This window comes from Leifsonia shinshuensis (genome assembly GCF_022606355.1).
Classification (GTDB): Bacteria; Actinomycetota; Actinomycetes; order Actinomycetales; family Microbacteriaceae; genus Leifsonia; species Leifsonia shinshuensis_B.
The window spans coordinates 392902-409287 of the sequence record NZ_JAHHZQ010000004.1 but is presented as its reverse complement, the minus strand read 5'-3'; the positions used below and the strand labels follow the sequence as shown (position 1 = coordinate 409287).

Annotated in this window: 13 protein-coding genes; 5 read left to right on the top strand and 8 right to left on the bottom strand. The window is 69.7% G+C overall.

Translation table 11 applies throughout. From position 1 onward, the window contains the following. Positions 1–8: 8 nt before the first annotated feature. Together KNO15_RS17280 and KNO15_RS17275 are read right to left on the bottom strand one after the other, a co-directional pair. Entirely contained in the window at positions 9–1610 is a 1602-nt protein-coding gene (locus KNO15_RS17280; protein WP_241705044.1) for a SulP family inorganic anion transporter, read from the bottom strand. 4 nt (positions 1611–1614) lie between these two features. After that, positions 1615–3960, bottom strand: coding sequence for an arylsulfatase (locus tag KNO15_RS17275; RefSeq protein WP_241705043.1), 2346 nt, complete (start codon positions 3958–3960; stop codon positions 1615–1617). Between the two features lie 174 nt (positions 3961–4134). Between KNO15_RS17275 and KNO15_RS17270 the strand changes: the two genes are divergently transcribed. From KNO15_RS17270 to KNO15_RS17255, 4 genes are read left to right on the top strand one after another with little or no spacing between them, the layout of a single operon-like run. Beyond that, positions 4135–4605 (top strand): SHOCT domain-containing protein, encoded by a 471-nt coding sequence (locus tag KNO15_RS17270; RefSeq protein WP_308220452.1) that lies wholly within the window; start codon positions 4135–4137, stop codon positions 4603–4605. A 22-nt stretch (positions 4606–4627) separates the two neighbouring features. Continuing rightward, the gene (locus KNO15_RS17265) at positions 4628–6349 is read left to right on the top strand and encodes a SulP family inorganic anion transporter (protein ID WP_241705042.1); all 1722 of its coding nucleotides are present in this window, start codon (positions 4628–4630) and stop codon (positions 6347–6349) included. Then, the gene (locus KNO15_RS17260) at positions 6336–7586 is read left to right on the top strand and encodes an AI-2E family transporter (RefSeq protein ID WP_241705041.1); all 1251 of its coding nucleotides are present in this window, start codon (positions 6336–6338) and stop codon (positions 7584–7586) included. Before KNO15_RS17265 ends, KNO15_RS17260 begins: the two co-directional genes overlap by 14 nt. A gap of 10 nt (positions 7587–7596) precedes the next feature. Next, positions 7597–8268, top strand: a complete 672-nt coding sequence (locus tag KNO15_RS17255) for a GAP family protein (RefSeq protein WP_241705040.1) — start codon at positions 7597–7599, stop codon at positions 8266–8268. A 22-nt stretch (positions 8269–8290) separates the two neighbouring features. Here the strand turns inward: KNO15_RS17255 and KNO15_RS17250 are convergent, their stop codons facing one another. From KNO15_RS17250 to KNO15_RS17225, 6 genes are all read right to left on the bottom strand, one after another. Next, positions 8291–8851 (bottom strand): hypothetical protein, encoded by a 561-nt coding sequence (locus KNO15_RS17250; protein ID WP_241705039.1) that lies wholly within the window; start codon positions 8849–8851, stop codon positions 8291–8293. Positions 8852–8883: 32 nt separating this feature from the next. Continuing rightward, positions 8884–9756: an MIP/aquaporin family protein gene (locus tag KNO15_RS17245; RefSeq protein ID WP_241705038.1), complete on the bottom strand. Its 873-nt coding sequence runs from the start codon at positions 9754–9756 to the stop codon at positions 8884–8886. A 15-nt stretch (positions 9757–9771) separates the two neighbouring features. Then, entirely contained in the window at positions 9772–10869 is a 1098-nt protein-coding gene (locus tag KNO15_RS17240) for an ATP-binding protein (protein WP_241705037.1), read from the bottom strand. After that, the gene (locus KNO15_RS17235; protein ID WP_241705036.1) at positions 10866–12698 is read right to left on the bottom strand and encodes a glycoside hydrolase family 15 protein; all 1833 of its coding nucleotides are present in this window, start codon (positions 12696–12698) and stop codon (positions 10866–10868) included. Before KNO15_RS17235 ends, KNO15_RS17240 begins: the two co-directional genes overlap by 4 nt. 137 nt (positions 12699–12835) lie before the next feature. Further along, positions 12836–14446 (bottom strand): MFS transporter, encoded by a 1611-nt coding sequence (locus tag KNO15_RS17230; RefSeq protein ID WP_241705035.1) that lies wholly within the window; start codon positions 14444–14446, stop codon positions 12836–12838. 74 nt (positions 14447–14520) lie between these two features. Continuing rightward, positions 14521–14871 carry a hypothetical protein gene (locus KNO15_RS17225; protein ID WP_241705034.1) on the bottom strand — a complete coding sequence of 117 codons (351 nt, stop codon included), beginning with the start codon at positions 14869–14871 and terminating at the stop codon, positions 14521–14523. 96 nt (positions 14872–14967) lie between these two features. Between KNO15_RS17225 and KNO15_RS17220 the strand changes: the two genes are divergently transcribed. Further along, on the top strand, positions 14968–16326 hold the full coding sequence (locus KNO15_RS17220; RefSeq protein WP_241705033.1) for a DUF2252 domain-containing protein: 1359 nt from the start codon (positions 14968–14970) through the stop codon (positions 16324–16326). The last annotated feature ends 60 nt before the right edge of the window (positions 16327–16386 follow it).

The following is a 16386-nucleotide window of genomic DNA, read 5'->3' as shown; positions in this document are numbered from 1 at the left end:
GGACGCGGCTAGCCGACGCGCCCCTCCGCCTGCAGCCCCTGGAACCACTTCGTGCGGGCGGCGACCGCGTGCGCGGCGGAGGGGAGGCCGCGCACGCGGAGTCGTACGCCGCGCCCGGCGAGCTCCTGGTCGAGGTTCTGGAGGGCGAGGATGACGGTGATCGAGATGTCCTGCATCGTGGAGCAGTCGAGGGTCAGCTCGGTGACCTCGCCCGTCGCACGCTCCGCGTCGACCGCGTCGAGGATGGTCTGCTCGGTGGCGAGCACATTGGCGGTGTAGAGCGGTCCGAGCAGGCTGACCGCCATGCGGCCTCCCGCGGTCTCGTCCACCCGGACCCGCGGCTTGTTGAGGGCGGCGAGCAGCAGCACCAGCGTGAACAGCACTCCGACCGCGACGGCGGCGAGCAGGCCGGCGGTCAGCCCGATGACGGTCGTCGCCAGGCAGACGGCGAAGTCGCGCCTGCTGATCCGCCAGAGCAGCACGAGGTCCTTCACGTCGATCAGCCCGAACACGGCCACGAACACGAGGGAGGCCAGGGTCGCCTGCGGCAGCAGGCTGATCACCGGTCCGAGAAAGAGCCCGATCAGGAGCGCGAGCACCACCGTGACCAGCGCCGCCAGTTGCGAGCGCGCCCCCGCCGCCTTGTTCACGGCGCTCTGCGAGAAGCCGCCGGCGGCGGGCAGAGTCTGGAACCAGCCGCCGAGCAGGTTCGCCATCGCGGTCGCGAACAGCTCCCGGTTGCTGTCGATGCGGGGGTCGTCCAGCTCGCGGATGCCGCGCGCCACGGCTGCGGACTCGAGGAAGGCCATCACCGCGATCGCGAGCGCGCCGGGGACGAGCTGGAAGACGTGGTCGAGACTCGGCAGCACCGGCACGGGGAACGCCTGCGCGACCGGGGTGATGAGCTCGACGCCGGCCGGACGGAGGCCGCCGAAGGCGACCAGCAGGATGCCTGCCGCCACGACGATCAACGGCCCTGGCACCCGGGGCAGGAAGCGCTTGAACAGGAACAGCGCGGCGATCGAGACGGCCGACAGCACGGTGGTCACCGGGTTGGCGTGCGGGACGGCCGCGATGACAGCGTTGACGCTGTGGATGAACCCGTTGCCCGTCGGCGCATCGGTCTCCCCCAGCAGCTTCGGCAGCTGCCCGACCGCCACCGTGGCGCCGACCCCGATCTGGATGCCCAGCAGCGTCGGCTTGTTGATGATCTCCACCAGCGTCCCGAGCCGCAGCAGCCGGGCCAGCAGCAGCGCGACGCCGACCAGCAGGGTGAGGGTCACCAGGTCGCGCGGGATGGCGTGCGAGTTCGCCACCACGCCCGCCGAGACGAACGTGGTCGCGGTGAGCGTGGCGATGGTGGAGGTCGTCGACACGCTCATCGCGCGGGAACCGCCGAGGAACGCGTACACGGCCATCGGCACCGTCGCTGTGTAGAGCCCGGCCTCCACCGGCAGGTTCGCGATGGTCGCGTACGCCATCGCCTGCGGCACGACCACCGCACCCGCCGAGATGCCGGCCAGGATGTCGCGGCCGAGCCACTGCCGGCGGTAGCCCGCCAGAGTGGGCAGCAGCCACGACCGCCGGGCGGTCGCAGGCGCGGTGGTCATCGCCCTAGTCTCGTGACATCGCGGCGGCCAGGTGCGCCTCCACATCCACGTAGGCGTCGTCCGCGATGTCGAAGACGACCTTGACGATCTCGCCGCCGGAGTACTCGAACCGCGACCCCTCGTACAGCTTCGACACCGCGTCGCCGGAGTCGTAGCCGATGCAGAGCCCTTCGCCACACAACGAGAAGTGGCCGAGCACCGTGTGGATCTCCTGCTCGGCGACCTTCTCGTCGTCGATGTAGAGGGCGAGCGGACCGATCGCCTCCCGGTACTGCCCCGTCCGTTCCTTCGTGAAGGAGACGCCGAGGACGTGCGCTCCGGGAGCCGGCACCGGGGCCGACACCACGTTCTCCGGCGGGATGCCGAGGAAGTTGTAGACGTAGTGCACCTGCCCGTCCTTGACGAAGAGGCTGTGACCCCCGAACCGCGAGCCGTGCGCGAAGATCACCCCCTCGGTGTCGGCCGTCGTCTCCACCTCGGCGAGGACCTTGTACGACACGCCGTGGGTGTTCGCGGCCGACCGCTCCGGGATCTCACTGGTGCCCGGGTAGTACGTGTACTGGCCGCTCGGCGGTACCGGGACCTTGAACTCCATCGACATGAACGTCTCGAAGTCCTTCGGGTTGCCGATGATCTGGAGGTCGTTGAGCGGCAGCACGTCGTTCCGCTTCGCCTCGGCCAGCCACAGTGCCTTCAGCTCCTCCACCTTGTCGGGGTGTTCGGCCGCGAGGTCGTGCGCCTCCGATCGGTCGACCTCCGTGTGGAACAGCTGCCACGTGTCGCTCGCGAAGTCGCCTCTGCCGCTCACCGGCCCGTGCTCGGTCACCGCCTTCCAGCCGTCGTGCCAGATGCCCCGGTTGCCGAACATCTCGAAGTACTGCGTCTCCTTCGTCGTGGCGCCGTCGGCGGGAGCGTCGAAGCTGTACGTCATCGGGACGCCGTCCAGCGGGCGCTGTTCGACGCCGTTGTAGGTCGCCGGCAGCTCGACGCCGCACACGTCGAGGATCGTCGCGACGATGTCGGTCGAGTGGTGGTACTGGTTGCGCACCTCGCCCCTGGCCCGGATGCCCTTCGGCCAGGAGATCACCAGCGGGTCGCAGACGCCGCCCTGGTAGACGTACCGCTTGAACATCCGGTACGGGGTCGAGAACGCGGCCGCCCACCCCGTCGGGTAGTGGTTGTACGTGTCCGGCGAGCCGAGCTTGTCGACCATGCGCAGGTTCTCCTGCACGTCGTCGGGGTAGCCTCCGAAGATCTTGCCCTCGTTGACCGAGCCGTTCGGGCTGCCCTCGCCGGAGGCCCCGTTGTCGGCGCAGTAGATGATGAGCGTGTTGTCGAGCTGGCCGGACTCCTCCAGGTAGTCGACGATGCGACCGACCTGAGCGTCCGTGTACTCCGAGAATCCGGCGTAGACCTCGGCCATCCGGCTGAACATCGCGCGCTCCTCGGCGTTGAGCTCGGCCCACGGACGCACTGCGTCCGTCTCTGAGAACGTCCCTGGCGGCATCGGGTTGAGCTCGGTCAGCTCGGTGCCCTCCGGCAGGAGGCCCTTCTCGATCATCCGCGGGAGCACCCACTCCCGGTATGCCTCGTAGCCGTCGTCGAACACGCCCTTGTACTTGTCGATGTACTCCTGCGGCGCGTGGTGCGGGGCGTGATTCGCTCCCGGGCAGAACCATAAGTACCAGGGCTTGTCCGGCTCCGTCTGCTTGACGTCGCGCAGCATCTTCAGGGCCTGGTCGGCGAGATCCTTCGACAGGTGGTAGCCCTGCTCGGGCAGGTACGGCTGGTCGATGTAGTGGTTGTCCTCCGCCAGCGATGGATACCAGTTGTTGGTCTCGCCGCCGATGAAGCCGTAGAAGCGGTCGAAGCCCTGCGCCAGCGGCCAGCTCTTCTTGCTGGCGCCCGCCGTCCACTCGTCGATCGGGACGTTGTGGTTCTTGCCGACCCAGAAGGTGGCCCAGCCGGCGTCGCGCAACAGGCTCGCCATCGGCACGTTGCTCGCCGGGATGTGCGAGTTGTAGCCGGGAAAACCGGTCGACGACTCCGAGATCGTCGCGAAGCCGTTCGAGTGGTGGTTGCGCCCGGTGAGGAGCGTCGACCTGGTCGGTGAGCACAGCGCCGTCGTGTGCCACTGCGTGTAGGTCAGGCCGTTCGCCGCCAGCCGCTCCATCGTCGGCATCTGGATGCGCCCGCCATAGGGCGACCAGGCCGCCTGGCCGGTGTCGTCGTAGAGCACCAGGAGGACGTTCGGCGAGCCCTCCGGCGCCGTCGGCGGGAGGAACGCGTCCCAATCGGACACCGAGTCCCGCACGTCGAGTTCGATCTTTCCCTGGAATTCTCTGGTCACAGTCGGAATACCCCCTCGGATTGACCGACACGCTAGTCACGACTCGGCGGACGCGTCTAGAGAGGGGCCACGGCGGATCGCCCGAGCCGGAAGACCTCTAGACGCGATTCCCTCCTCCGCGTTACTCTCAGCCCACATCCAGGCTCGATCGAGCCCGGCAGGAGGGGTAACGACATGGACTGGAACAATTTCTGGAACGTCATCTGGCTGTTCTTCTGGAGCTTCGCGTTCATCGCATACCTGTTCGCGCTGTTCGCGATCATCAGTGACCTGTTCCGCGACCACAAGCTCAACGGCTGGTGGAAGGCGCTCTGGATCATCTTCCTGATCTTCGTGCCGTTCCTCACCGCGCTGGTCTATCTGATCGCGCGCGGGCCGGGGATGGCGGAGCGCAGCCAGAAGGAGGCCCGCCAAGTGCAGCAGAGCACCGACGCCTACATCCGGCAGGTGGCCGCCAGCAGCCCGGCAGACGAGATCGCCAAGGCGAAGGCGCTGCTGGACGCCGGGACCATCACCCCGGAGGAGTTCGCCCACCTGAAGAGCGTCGCCCTCGGCCACCAGGCCGCGGCCGGAGCGCACGCGGCGCCGGCAGCGCCCGCCGCGCCGTCGGCTCCGACTCCGCCGCCGGCAGCGCCCACGCCGTGACCGCACGGGCTCGGTGACAGACGTGACCGACCCGACCGCCCCGGCGCCGGAGTCCTCGAGGACTCCGGCGCCGCGGCACACCCGCCTGCGGCCGCTCGCCGGCCTGACGGGCACGAACGCCGTCCGCGAAGTGCTGGCGGGCGTGACACTCCTCGCCATCGCGATCCCGCTGAACATCGGTTACGCGCAGATCGCGGGTCTCCCCGCGACCGCGGGCCTGTACTCCCTCATCGTTCCAGCCGTCTTCTACGCGTTGACGGTGTCGTCGCGGCAGCTCGTCGCGTCGCCCGACGCCGCGGCGGCCGCGCTGGTGGCCTCGTCGCTCGGCGGCCTCGCGGTGGCGGGCCACCAGGACTACCTGACTCTGGCTCTGGCCCAGGCGCTGATCTGCGGCGTGCTGTTCCTGCTGTGCTCCTTCTTCAAGCTCGGCTTCCTGGCGAACTTCCTGTCGAAACCGATCCTGGTGGGCTTCGTCGGCGGCCTCGCACTCGACATCCTGGTGTCGCAGGTGGCCAAGATGCTCGGCGTGAAGATCGACTCCGGCGGCGAGTTCGTCGAGAAGGTCGGCGGCCTGGTCACCGGGCTGCCGGGCCTCAACGTCTGGTCGCTGCTGATCTCGGTCGGCTCCCTGATCGTGCTGCTGGTCGGCCGGCGCGTCGCCGCCGCGGTGCCCTGGGCGCTCATCGTGCTCATCGTCGCCACCGTCGTGGTCGTGCTCACGGGAGCCGTGAAGGCCGGCGTCGACGTGCTCGGAAAGGTGCAGGCCGGCCCGCCCACGTTCACCTGGCCGGTGATCGAGTGGACCCAGTGGCTCGCGCTCATCCCGTCCGCGATCGCGCTGACCGTCGTGACGATGGGCGAGGGCCTGCTGGTCTCCCGGTCGTACGGCGAGAAGCGCGGCTACCCCACCCGCCCCGACCGCGACCTCTTCGCCTTCGGCGTCGCCAATCTCGGAGCGGGCATCAGCGGCGGCTTCACGATCGGCTCGTCGACCTCCCGCACCGCGGCGATGGACCAGGCCGGCTCGCGCACGCAGCTGCCCTCACTCATCACCGCCGTCGGCACACTCCTGCTCCTCCTCTTCGGCACGGCGCTAATGGAGGACATCCCCTCCCCCGCCATCGGCGCCATCGTCGCCGTCGCGGTGGTCCCGCTGCTCGGCATCCCCGACTTCGCCCGGCTGTGGCGACTCGACCGGTTCGAGTTCGCCATCGGCGCTGCGTGCTTCCTCGGCGCCCTGTTCATCGGCCCGATCGCCGGTATCGTCATCGCCTTCGTCCTCGCGGTGATCAACGTCACCCGGCGGGCGGCGAACCCGCCGATCGACACGCTCGCCGCCGACGGCGATCCGGACCACTCACTCCTCGAGGCGGCGCCCGCCGGAGCGCCGACCGTGCCGGGCGTCGTCGTCGTGCGACTGGCCGCCCCCCTGTTCTTCGCGAACTCGACCTCCTTCGAGAAAGCCGTCGAACGCGCCGTGCGTGACACCGGCGCCACCCACGTGGTCCTCGACCTGGAGGCCGTCACCGACGTCGATGTGACCGGCGCCGAGTCCTGGGAGACGGTGCACGCCTTCCTCACCGCGCACGGAGCCGACCTCGCGCTCAGCCGCGTGCGCCCCGGCATCCGCGAGCGCCTCCAGCACCTCGAGCTGCTCGACGGGGTGCGTTTCTTCGACACCAACCGGGAGGCCATCATGGCGCTCCAAGCCCATCCGCAAGGCTCCGATCATGGCCGCCCGTAGCGGCATCTGGCCGTTCCGGCGCCGCACCCGCGCACCGGAGGCCGGACCGCCGAGCGGCCCCGACCCCGAATCGAACGCCGCCGACGGACGCGCGGTGCGCATCCTGCTCGGCCTCGCCGGCGGCGTGGTCATCGCGATCGGAATGCACGCGATCGCGGGGATCCTCGCCCCCAGCCTGCTCGCCCTGGTGCTCGTCATCTGCGCCCAGCCCGTCCGGGTCTGGCTGGAGCGGCACGGCACGCCCTCTGGGGTCGCGACCGGCGCGGTGGCGCTGACGACGTTCGCCCTGCTCGCCGGGTTCGTCGCCCTCCTCATCATCGCGATGGCCCAGTTCGTCGGGATGCTCCCGCAGTACAAGGAGCAGTTCCAGCAGATCGGGCAGCAGTTCGCCAACTGGCTCTCGAGCATCGGGATCAGCCCGGCCGATCTGAAGGCGGTGACGCAGGGCTTCGACCCGACCAAGCTGGTGAACGTCTTCACCGGCGTGCTCGGCGGGGCGTTCGGGCTGATCACCTTCGGCGTGATCGTGCTGACGATGCTCATCCTGATGCCGGCCGACGCCGCGTACACGCCGACGCTGCTGCGTCAGCTCGAGCCGACCAAGCCGAACCTGGTCTACGCGATGACCGGGTTCGCGCACAGCGTGCGCCGCTACATGGTGGTGACCACCCTGCTCGGCATCGTGCAGGGCGTGATCAACGGCATCGCCCTGTGGATCCTCGGGGTGCCCGCGGCGTTGCTCTGGGCGATCCTGTCGTTCCTGTGCAGCTTCATCCCCAACGTCGGCTACTTCCTCGCGCTGGTCCCTCCCCTCGTGTTCGGCTACCTCATCGGCGGCTGGGGAACCGTGATCGCCATCATCGTCATCTACGGCATCGTCAACGCGGTCGTCCAGTCCGTCGTGCAGCCGAAGGTCGTGGGCAACGCGGTGGCACTGAGCCAGACGCTCACCTTCTTCTCCGTGCTGCTCTGGGCGGTGGTCCTCGGGGCGATCGGCGCCATCCTCGCCATCCCGCTGACGCTGCTCTTCCGCGCGATCCTGGTCGACTCCGACCCGCGCGCCCGGGTCTGGCGCGCCGCCCTCGGCGACCTGCGCGAGACCAAGGACCTGATGAAAGTGGAGTCGGCAGCGGCCAAGGCGGAGCGGCGCGAGGCCAAGGCCGTCGCGCACTCCGGCGGCCGCGCCGACGGACCGCCGCCACCGCCGCCGGACGCCTCCGGCGGCACGACGACCTGAGGAGGACGGAATGGGAAGTGCGATCGGGGACACCCTCCCACTCGCGTTGGGCATCGCGATCAGCCCGATACCGATCATCGCGGCGATCCTGATGCTGCTGTCGCCGAAGGCGCGCGGCACCAGCGTCGGCTTCCTGATCGGCTGGGTGCTCGGCATCGTCGTCGCGGTGGTGGTGTTCACGCTGCTCTCCGGGCTGATCCCGGCGAGCGACCCGAACGCCACCAAGCCGATCTCGGGCACGATCAAGCTCATCCTCGGCGCCCTGCTCCTGCTGCTCGCCCTGCGGCAGTGGAGGTCACGGCCGAAGGACGGCGAGGCGGCCGCGCTCCCGAAGTGGATGGGCGCCATCGACTCCATGACGGCGGGCCGCGGATTCGTACTCGCGTTCATCCTGGCGGCGGTCAACCCGAAGAACCTCCTGCTGGCCGCGGGCGCCGGTGTCGCCATCGGCACCGCCGGGCTGTCGGCGGGTTCGACGACCGTCGTCATCGTGGTGTTCGCGCTCGTCGCGTGCTGCTCGGTCGCGATCCCGGTGATCGGCTACCTGGTGGCCGCGGACGCGCTGCGCGGCCCGCTCGACTCGCTGCGCGGCTGGCTCGTGCAGAACAACGCCACGGTGATGGCGGTGCTCCTGCTGGTGATCGGCGTCGTGCTCATCGGCAAGGGGATCGCGAGCTTCTGATGAGCCGCGGGAGGCCCGGCGCTCAGTGCTGCAGCGTCGTCTTCAGCAGGATGACGACCACCCCGAAGAGTCCCGTGATCACGGCGCCCGCGACACAGAACAGCACCGGCCGCGCGCGCATGTGGAAGACCAGGTAGCCCAGCAGCGCCAGCAGCAGCACCGTCAGCCACAGCGACAGCCACACACCGAGCCCGGCGGGGAGGACCCCGATCGCCGCCAGCAGCAGCGGGACGCTCGGGACGATCGCGGCCTCCAGCATGCCGCTGGACTCGAAGAGTGCGTGGCCGAGCGCATCGCGCACGCGCGCGCCCACGCGTTCGTCCGCGCCGTGGAAGCCGAGCGCTGTCGAGTAGACGTGCGCCATCCAGAACACCACGATGCTCACCAGGCTGAACACGAGCACGTGCAGGGCGTCCGACTGGTCCTGCTCCCCCGCGCCGCCCGAGCTGGCCGCGACGACGCTGGCGTAGACGATGGTCCCGTAGATGCCGGCCGGCGTTCCCCAGTGCCGCCAGAGCGCGCGCTGCACGCGGACGCCACCATCCGGCTGCGCGGCGGACCGGTTGAGATCCATCGAGTCCATGAGGACATCATGGTCCGCCCCGACGCCCTCCGTCAGTCCTGTTCCGGGAATCGCGCCTCCGTCATCAGGCCGCCCTGCGCCGCAGCCGACCCCGCGCGCCCGCCGCCGCGACCGCGCAGCAGGAAGGCCGCGCCGACCGCGACGACCGCGCCGGCGAGCGGGCCGACGATGTAGACCCAGTAGGCGTCCCAGTGGCCGCTCACCAGGTCGGGCCCGAACGTGCGCGCGGGGTTCATCGACGCACCGGAGATCGGGCTGCCCCACAGGCCCGCGAGGGCGATGTACGCGCCGACGCCGAAGGCGCCGATGATGCCGAGGTTCTGGGCTCCGGAGGCCGTGCCCAGGATGACGCTCACCAGGCCGAAGGTCAGCACCGTCTCCATCAGCAGGGCGTCCCACGAGCTGAACCCGGACGCCGGGTAGTTCGAGCCGTAGCGGGACGACACGTGCGTGACGCCCTCCAGGAACCAGGCCGCGAGCGAGGCGCCGCCGAGCTGCACCAGGATGTAGCCGGGCACGCGCGACCAGGGGAAGTCGCCACGCAGCGCGAACGCGACGCTGACGGCCGGGTTGAGGTGCGCGCCCGAGATCTTGCCCATGAAGAGGATGATCGCGAACACCATCAGCGCGGGAGCCGTCACCGCGGCCGTCCGCGAGATCGTGTTCGGGAACGCCTGGCCCATCATCCCGCCGCCCGCGGCGACCAGTACGAGGAAGAAGGTGCCGAGCAGCTCGGAGAACAGCCGCCGCCACTCCTGCGAGGAGTCGTGGAAGTCCTCGATCGACTGCGCGATCGTCGTCGGCACGTGCATCAGCCGGCCGTGCACGACGTCCGACATGATCCCGCGGGCCGCCTCCGCGTCCGCGTCCGCCCGCTGCTGCGCCTGCCCCGGTGCCTCGCTCATGCTGTCTCCTTCTGTTTACGCCACCTCGACCGCTCGCGGCTCGACGGACAGGTCGCTGCCACCCTCCACCGTGAGCCGCCGCCCGATCCGCACCAGCTGCGGCTCGTCCGAGAACGCACCGGCGAACAACGCCTCACCCCTGCGGAACGTCGGCGACTGCTCGAGGAGGTGCTGCGGCACGAAACCGAACACGTCGCCGATCTCGTCGAGGTCGCGCGGCGAGTTCATGCGCATCAGGCCGAGGTTGTCGCACTGCGAGAGCACGTTCGGGTGGATCTTGGTGGGCCGCTGCGTCGACAGGAACAGCCACAGCCCGAACTTGCGGCCCTCCGCGGCGATCTGGATGAGCTGCTCGGTGAGCTGGGCCTCCACGCTCGTGCGCGGCACCGGAGGGCAGAAGTTGTGGGCCTCGTCGAGGACGATCAGGAGCGGGTCGCGATCCATCCTGCGCTCCCAGAGGTGCTCCAGCACGCAGAGGGCCGCGGCCTGCGGCTCGGCCTGGTGGGCGAAACCGCCGACGTCGAGAACAGTGACCCGCGGCCGTTCGTCGATCGTGTCGACGACGGACGAACCGCCGAACGACCAGAGCGGCCACTCCAGGATCTCCAGGTTGTCGATCCGCATTCCCAGCCGCTGCTTGGCCGGGTCGTCGGAGGAGGCCAGCCCGTCGAGGAAGCGCTGCTTCACGAAGTGCTGAGGCGACTTGTCCAGGTGCAGCAGGGCGTTGTACTCCTCCTCGTCGGCGATCGGGTCGAGCCGGCCGACCGCAGCCTGAGACCGCACGCTGAGGTCGATGTAGCGGGCGTGCAGCTGCGGCTCCTCGCGCGTGCTGGAGTGGAAGACGCGGATGTCGAACTCGGCGAAGCGCTCGGCCTCCAGGGCCGTCGCGTCGTCGCGCGTGCGCGATACCCGCACGAAGTCGGCGTTCGGGTCGAGCACGGCGATCGGCAGCTCGGTCTCCAGCAGCAGCTGCTCCAGCACGACGCCCAACGCGTACGTCTTCCCCGACCCGCTCTGGCCGCACCAGAACGTGTGCCGGTTGAACCGCGAGCCGTCGATCACAGCAGAGCGGTTGGGGGCGTCGACGGTGGTGCCGATGGTGAGCGGGATCATCGAGGGTTCTTCCTGTTCGCGGCGGAGTGCGCGGTGAGCGAGCTGTCGAGGCTGATCGCCGCGCGGATCAGGGCCAGGTGCGTGAACGCCTGCGGGAAGTTGCCGAGCTGGAGGCCGGCGGGGTCGATCTCCTCGGCGAACAGGCCCAGGTGGTTGCCGTAGGTGAGCATCTTCTCGAAGGCGTACTGCGCCTCGTCGAGCCGGCCGGCGTCGGTCAGTGCGCAGACGTAGAAGAACGAGCACAGCGAGAACGTGCCCTCCTCGCCGGGCAGGCCGTCCGGGGACGCGGCCGGGTTGTAGCGGTACACCAGGCTGTCGGTCACCAGCTCCTCCCCGATCGCGTCGAGGGTCGACAGCCACATCGGGTCCTGCGGCGAGATCATGCCCACCAGCGGCATGAGCAGGGTGATCGCGTCGACGACCTCCGTGCCCGGATACTGCGTGAACGCCTTGCGCTCGGGGTTCCAGCAGCGGGTGAAGACCTGCTCGTAGATGGCGTCGCGGGTCCGGATCCAGCGGTCCAGCGGTGCCGGCCGGCTGCGCTCGCGGGCGATCGTGATGGCGCGGTCGAACGCGACCCAGCACATGATCCGCCCGTAGGTGAAGTCCTGCCGGCCTCCCCTGGTCTCCCAGACGCCTTCGTCGGGCTGGTCCCAGTTGTCGGCGAGCCAGTCGAGGATGCCGACCAGCTTCATCCAGCCGGGGTGCCCGATCGGGTGGTGGTCCTCGGCGATCGAGAGCGCGTCCATCATCTCGCCGTAGATGTCGAGCTGGAGCTGATCGGCAGCGCCGTTGCCGACGTGCACCGGCCGTGACCCCGCATAACCCTCGAAGTGGTCGAGCGTCAGCTCCTCCAGGTCGGACGACCCGTCGATCCGGTACATGATCTTGAGCGGTCCGGAGCTCTCGCCCGCCTGCTCGGCGACGCGGTCGGCGGTCCACAGCGCGAAGGCGATGGCCTCCTCCTGGTAGCCCAGCGCCAGCAGCGAGTACACCGAGAACGACGCGTCGCGGATCCAGGTGTAGCGGTAGTCCCAGTTGCGCACCCCGCCCAGCTGCTCCGGGAGGGCCGCCGTCGGTGCGGCGACCAGCGCCCCGGTCGGCGCGTACTGCAGCAGCTTGAGCACCATCGCCGACCGCTCCACGTCCTCCCGCCAGCGCCCCGAGTAGCCGCTGCGGCCGATCCAGTCGCGCCAGAACGCGACCGTCTCGCGGAACAGCCGGTTGCCGCGGGCGCGCCCGATGTCGCGCGGCTCGCCACGCGGCTCGGTCTCGAACGCGAAGATCCGGATGTCGCCTGCCGCGACCGTGAACTCGGTGACGACGTCGCCGTCGACGAGGGCGTCGGCCTCCACGCCATGGAGAGCTGCGCTGGTCGTGTCGTCGGCGAAGAGCACCCCGTGGTCGGCGGCGGTGGCGGTGTGAGCGCTGCGCCCGTAGTCGAAGCGGGGGCGGCACTCCAGCCGGAAGGTCAGCTCGCCGCGCACCACCCGCACCGCCCGCACGATCACCCGTCGCGCCGTCGCGATGCGCGGCTCGTCGGCGACGGGCATGAAGTCGATGACCTCGCCGACGCCTTTCGACGACATGAAGCGCGTGATCAGCACGGCCGTCTGCGGGAAGTACATCTGGCGGATCCGCACGTCGTCGGCGAGCGCGTGGATGCGGAAGTATCCGCCGTTCTCGCGGTCGAGGAGGGAGGCGAACATCGTCGGGGAGTCGAACCGGGGAGCACAGAACCAGTCGATCGACCCGGCGGTCGAGACCAGCGCGACCGTCTGCAGGTCGCCGATCATTCCGTGCTCCGCGATCTCGGGGAACGCCTCCATGCCGATCTCCTCCCTGTGCGGTGGTCACGCCCGGCCGCATGCTAGCTCCGGGCGCGAGCGCGGCACCAGACCTGTCAGCGGAGGGCGCAGACCTGTCAGCGGAGGGCGCAGACCTGTCAGCGGGGGGCGCAGACCTGTCAGCTCGAGGCCGCGGCCTCCTCCTCGTCCTCGCTCTCGCGCCCCAGCACCTGCGCCGGGAGGTTCCGCGAGAAGAACAGAGCGCCCACCGAGACGAACGCCAGAGCCGCGAACGAGAGCCGCAGCGACTCGAGCTGCGACGTGCTGTAGATCGAGGCCAGCTGGTCGCTCTGCTCGCTCGTCAGGCCGGCGTCCTGGGCGATCTTGGGCACGTCGGCGGCGGCCACCACCGCCACGCCGCCCTGCGTGCGCGACGAGATCTCCTGCTGCACATCGGCCGGGAGCGTGCTGGCGGCCACGGCGCCGGCGAAGATCGTGGTCAGGCTGGCGATCATCACCGAGCCGATCAGGGCGGTGCCGAGCGAGGAGCCCAGGTTCTGATACACCCCCTGCACTCCTCCGGCCTCGCTGAGCTCGTCGTCGCCGACCGCCGACATGGTCACGTTGCCGAGCTGAGAGGCCAGGAGGCCGAGTGCGGCGCCCGACAGGAACATCCCGGCGGCGAAGATCCAGTTGTTCAGCTTCGGATCGACGGAGCCGAGCAGCACGAGGCTCGCGGCCACGAGCCCGAGCTGGCCGATGCGGGCGATGACCTTGGGCGAGAGCCGCCGCGCGAGCGCCGTTCCCAGGATCGAGAACAGCACGAGGGCGACCGAGAGCGGGAAGATCCGCAGCCCCGTCGCCAGGGCGTCGTAGCCCAGCGCCAGCTGCAGGTAGATGGGGACGATGAAGAACAGCCCCGCGGTGACCGTGTACTGGATGCCGAGGCTGCCGACCCCGGCCCGCAGCTGCCGCAGCCGGAGGATCGCCGTGTTCAGCAGCGGCGCCCTCCCTTGGCGGATCAGGGCACGCTGGCGCACGAAGAACAGCCAGAGGAGGACCGATCCGATGGCGATGATGAACGGCACGGGCGAGAGTCCGAGAACGGTGACGTCCTGCTGCGTCGGGAGGATCCAGCCCCAGGTCTTGGTCTGCAGCAGGCCGTAGACGATCAGCACGAGGGCGGCAGCCGACAGCAGCACGGAGAGCACGTCGATGCGGAGGTGCTTGCGCGCTCCGTTGTCCGAGACGACGTTGCGGAACAGCAGCACGATCGCCATGATGACCACTTCGCCGGCGAAGACGTAGCGCCAGCTGGCGTACGTGGTCAGGAACCCGCCGATGAGCGGCCCGACCGCCACGGCGACGCCGGACGCCGCGCCGATCACCGCGAAGGCGGTCACACGCGCATGGCCGGAGTAGTTGTCGGCGATGAGCGCGGCGATGGCGGGGATGACGAGCACAGCCCCGAGCCCCTCCACCACCGACCAGCCGAGGAACAGCACCACGATGTTGGGCGCCAGAGCCGTCGTGCCCGATCCCACCGCGTACACGATCGACCCGATGATCAGCGCCCGCCGCCGCCCCCAGACATCGCCGAGCTTCGCGCCCAGCAGCATGAAGGCGGCCATCGTGAGCGTGTAGAACGTGATGGTCGCCTGCATGGCGGCGATCGTGGTGTGCAGATCCTTGACGACGGTCGAGATCGAGACGTTCATGACGGTGCTGTCGAGCGTCATCACGAACTGGGCGGACGCCAGCACTGTGACCGCGCCCCAGCGTCCCGCCATGGCAGCTCCCTCCCGGATACTGCCCGGATGCTAGCCTGCGGCGCGCGCGTCGCAACAGCCCCGTGCGGTCGTGCTCAGCGCCGCAGCGGTCGCAGCTCCTCCGGCGCGGGGAACGGCAGCGGGTAGTAGAGCTGCGGGGCTCCGACCGCGCCGAAGTCGTCCTTCTTCGCCACGATACGCTCGGGAGAGACCTCCGCCAGCCGCACCCGCAACCACGAGCCGTCGGGCTGGCGCAGCTCGTACAGGTCGGCCAGGTAGCCGATGCCCGCCCGATCGAGGGTCTCCTCCGCCTCCAGCCAGTCGACGGGGCCGCTCAGCTCGCGCCCGAGCAGGTCGACGGGGACGAACTGCTCCCCGGCCATGCGGATCCAGCCGACGCGCTCGCCGTCGTGCCGGCGATGCTCGATCCAGTCTGACTGTTCCACCTGTCCACCCTAACGGGATGTGGTTTTCCTCAGACGTGGCGTCTACCCACTGCCGCAGGTGCGGAGCTACCATGAGCGCCACCCAGGAGGTGCGTCATGACGACGATCGCGACCCCGCTCACCGAAGAAGAGCTCTACGACGCCGGGCGGGCTGCCCGTTCCCGGGTGCCGCGCTCCAGCCAGGCGGACTACACGCCGGCGCCCGGGCGCGACCCCCTCGGGATCCTTCAGCGGCAGCACGAGAACCGGCTGCAGAACCTCGTGAAACTGCGGGTCGAGCGGATGAGCGCATCGGCGTTCGCCTTCTACCGCGGGACGGCCGCCATCCAGGCCGCCGATCTCTCCGCGGCTCCCGAGGCCGGCGGCGAGGTCGTGATCTGCGGCGACGCCCACATCAGCAACTTCGGCATCTACCGTTCGCCGGAACGCTCCATGGTGTTCGACATCAACGACTTCGACGAGGCCGCGGTCGGACCGTTCGAGTGGGACGTCAAGCGGATGCTGACGAGCGTCGTCCTCGCCGGCCGCTCGGTGGGACTCGGCGGCTCCGCCCTCCGCTCGATCGTTCTGTCGTCGGCGGCGATGTACCGCAACTCGCTGCGCAACGCCCTGCAGTCGTCGCTGTACGGACGGTACTTCCGGGTGACCAGCCTGGTCGACCGCCAGATCCTCAGCCCGGACAGCGAGCGGATGATCAAGCGCACCCTCAAGGAGTCGGAGAAGCGCACCAGCGAACGCGTCGCCAGCCGCACCCTGACCAGCGGCGGCGAAGGTCTCCAGTTCGTGGAGAATCCACCGGTCCTGACCCGGCTGGAGCCGGAGATCCGCGTGCTGGTCGACCAGGTCTTCGAGGCCTACCGCGCCACAGTGCCGACGAACATCGCCCTGATGCTCTCGCAGTACACGGTGCTCGATGTCGCCCGGCGCGTCGTCGGGGTCGGCAGCGTCGGGACGCGGTGCTTCATCATCGCGCTCGGCGATCCGACCGGGGACATCCTGATCCTCCAGCTGAAGGAGGCCGACAAGTCGGTCGTCCAGCAGTTCGGCGGCATCCCACCGGTCGTCGGCTACCTCGACCCCGCCATCCTCGCCGAGCACCAGGGTTACCGGGTCGTCGGCTGCCAGCGCATCCTGCAAGCGGTGTCCGACCCGTTCCTCGGCTACCTGTCGCTGGAGGGGCTCAGCTTCTACATGCGCATCTTCCGCAACCGCAACGCCTCCTTCGAGATCGCGGACATGAACCCGACGCAGTTCTCGGAGTACTCGCAGGCGTGCGCGATCGTGCTCGGCCGGGCGCACGCGCGCTCGCCGAAGGCGCAGTTCGTCTCCGGGTACATCGGAACCGGCGGCGCGTTCGTGCGCGCGGCCGCGGAGTGGGCGCACAAGTACGCGGCGCAGGCGGAGGCCGACTACGCGACCTTCCTCGACGCCGCCCGCGAGGGCCGCTTCGAGTAGCGCGCCCGTCTCGCCCCCGCGAACGCCGAGGGGCACGTTGTTGTAACTTTTCGAGGCGAA

Coding starts and splice junctions, on each gene's coding strand:
- KNO15_RS17250 (WP_241705039.1), bottom strand. CDS start 8,851: ATGGACTCGATGGATCTCAACCGGTCCGCCGCGCAGCCGGATGGTGGC.
- KNO15_RS17245 (WP_241705038.1), bottom strand. CDS start 9,756: ATGAGCGAGGCACCGGGGCAGGCGCAGCAGCGGGCGGACGCGGACGCG.
- KNO15_RS17270 (WP_308220452.1), top strand. CDS start 4,135: ATGGACTGGAACAATTTCTGGAACGTCATCTGGCTGTTCTTCTGGAGC.
- KNO15_RS17260 (WP_241705041.1), top strand. CDS start 6,336: ATGGCCGCCCGTAGCGGCATCTGGCCGTTCCGGCGCCGCACCCGCGCA.
- KNO15_RS17235 (WP_241705036.1), bottom strand. CDS start 12,698: ATGGAGGCGTTCCCCGAGATCGCGGAGCACGGAATGATCGGCGACCTG.
- KNO15_RS17220 (WP_241705033.1), top strand. CDS start 14,968: ATGACGACGATCGCGACCCCGCTCACCGAAGAAGAGCTCTACGACGCC.
- KNO15_RS17240 (WP_241705037.1), bottom strand. CDS start 10,869: ATGATCCCGCTCACCATCGGCACCACCGTCGACGCCCCCAACCGCTCT.
- KNO15_RS17255 (WP_241705040.1), top strand. CDS start 7,597: ATGGGAAGTGCGATCGGGGACACCCTCCCACTCGCGTTGGGCATCGCG.
- KNO15_RS17280 (WP_241705044.1), bottom strand. CDS start 1,610: ATGACCACCGCGCCTGCGACCGCCCGGCGGTCGTGGCTGCTGCCCACT.
- KNO15_RS17230 (WP_241705035.1), bottom strand. CDS start 14,446: ATGGCGGGACGCTGGGGCGCGGTCACAGTGCTGGCGTCCGCCCAGTTC.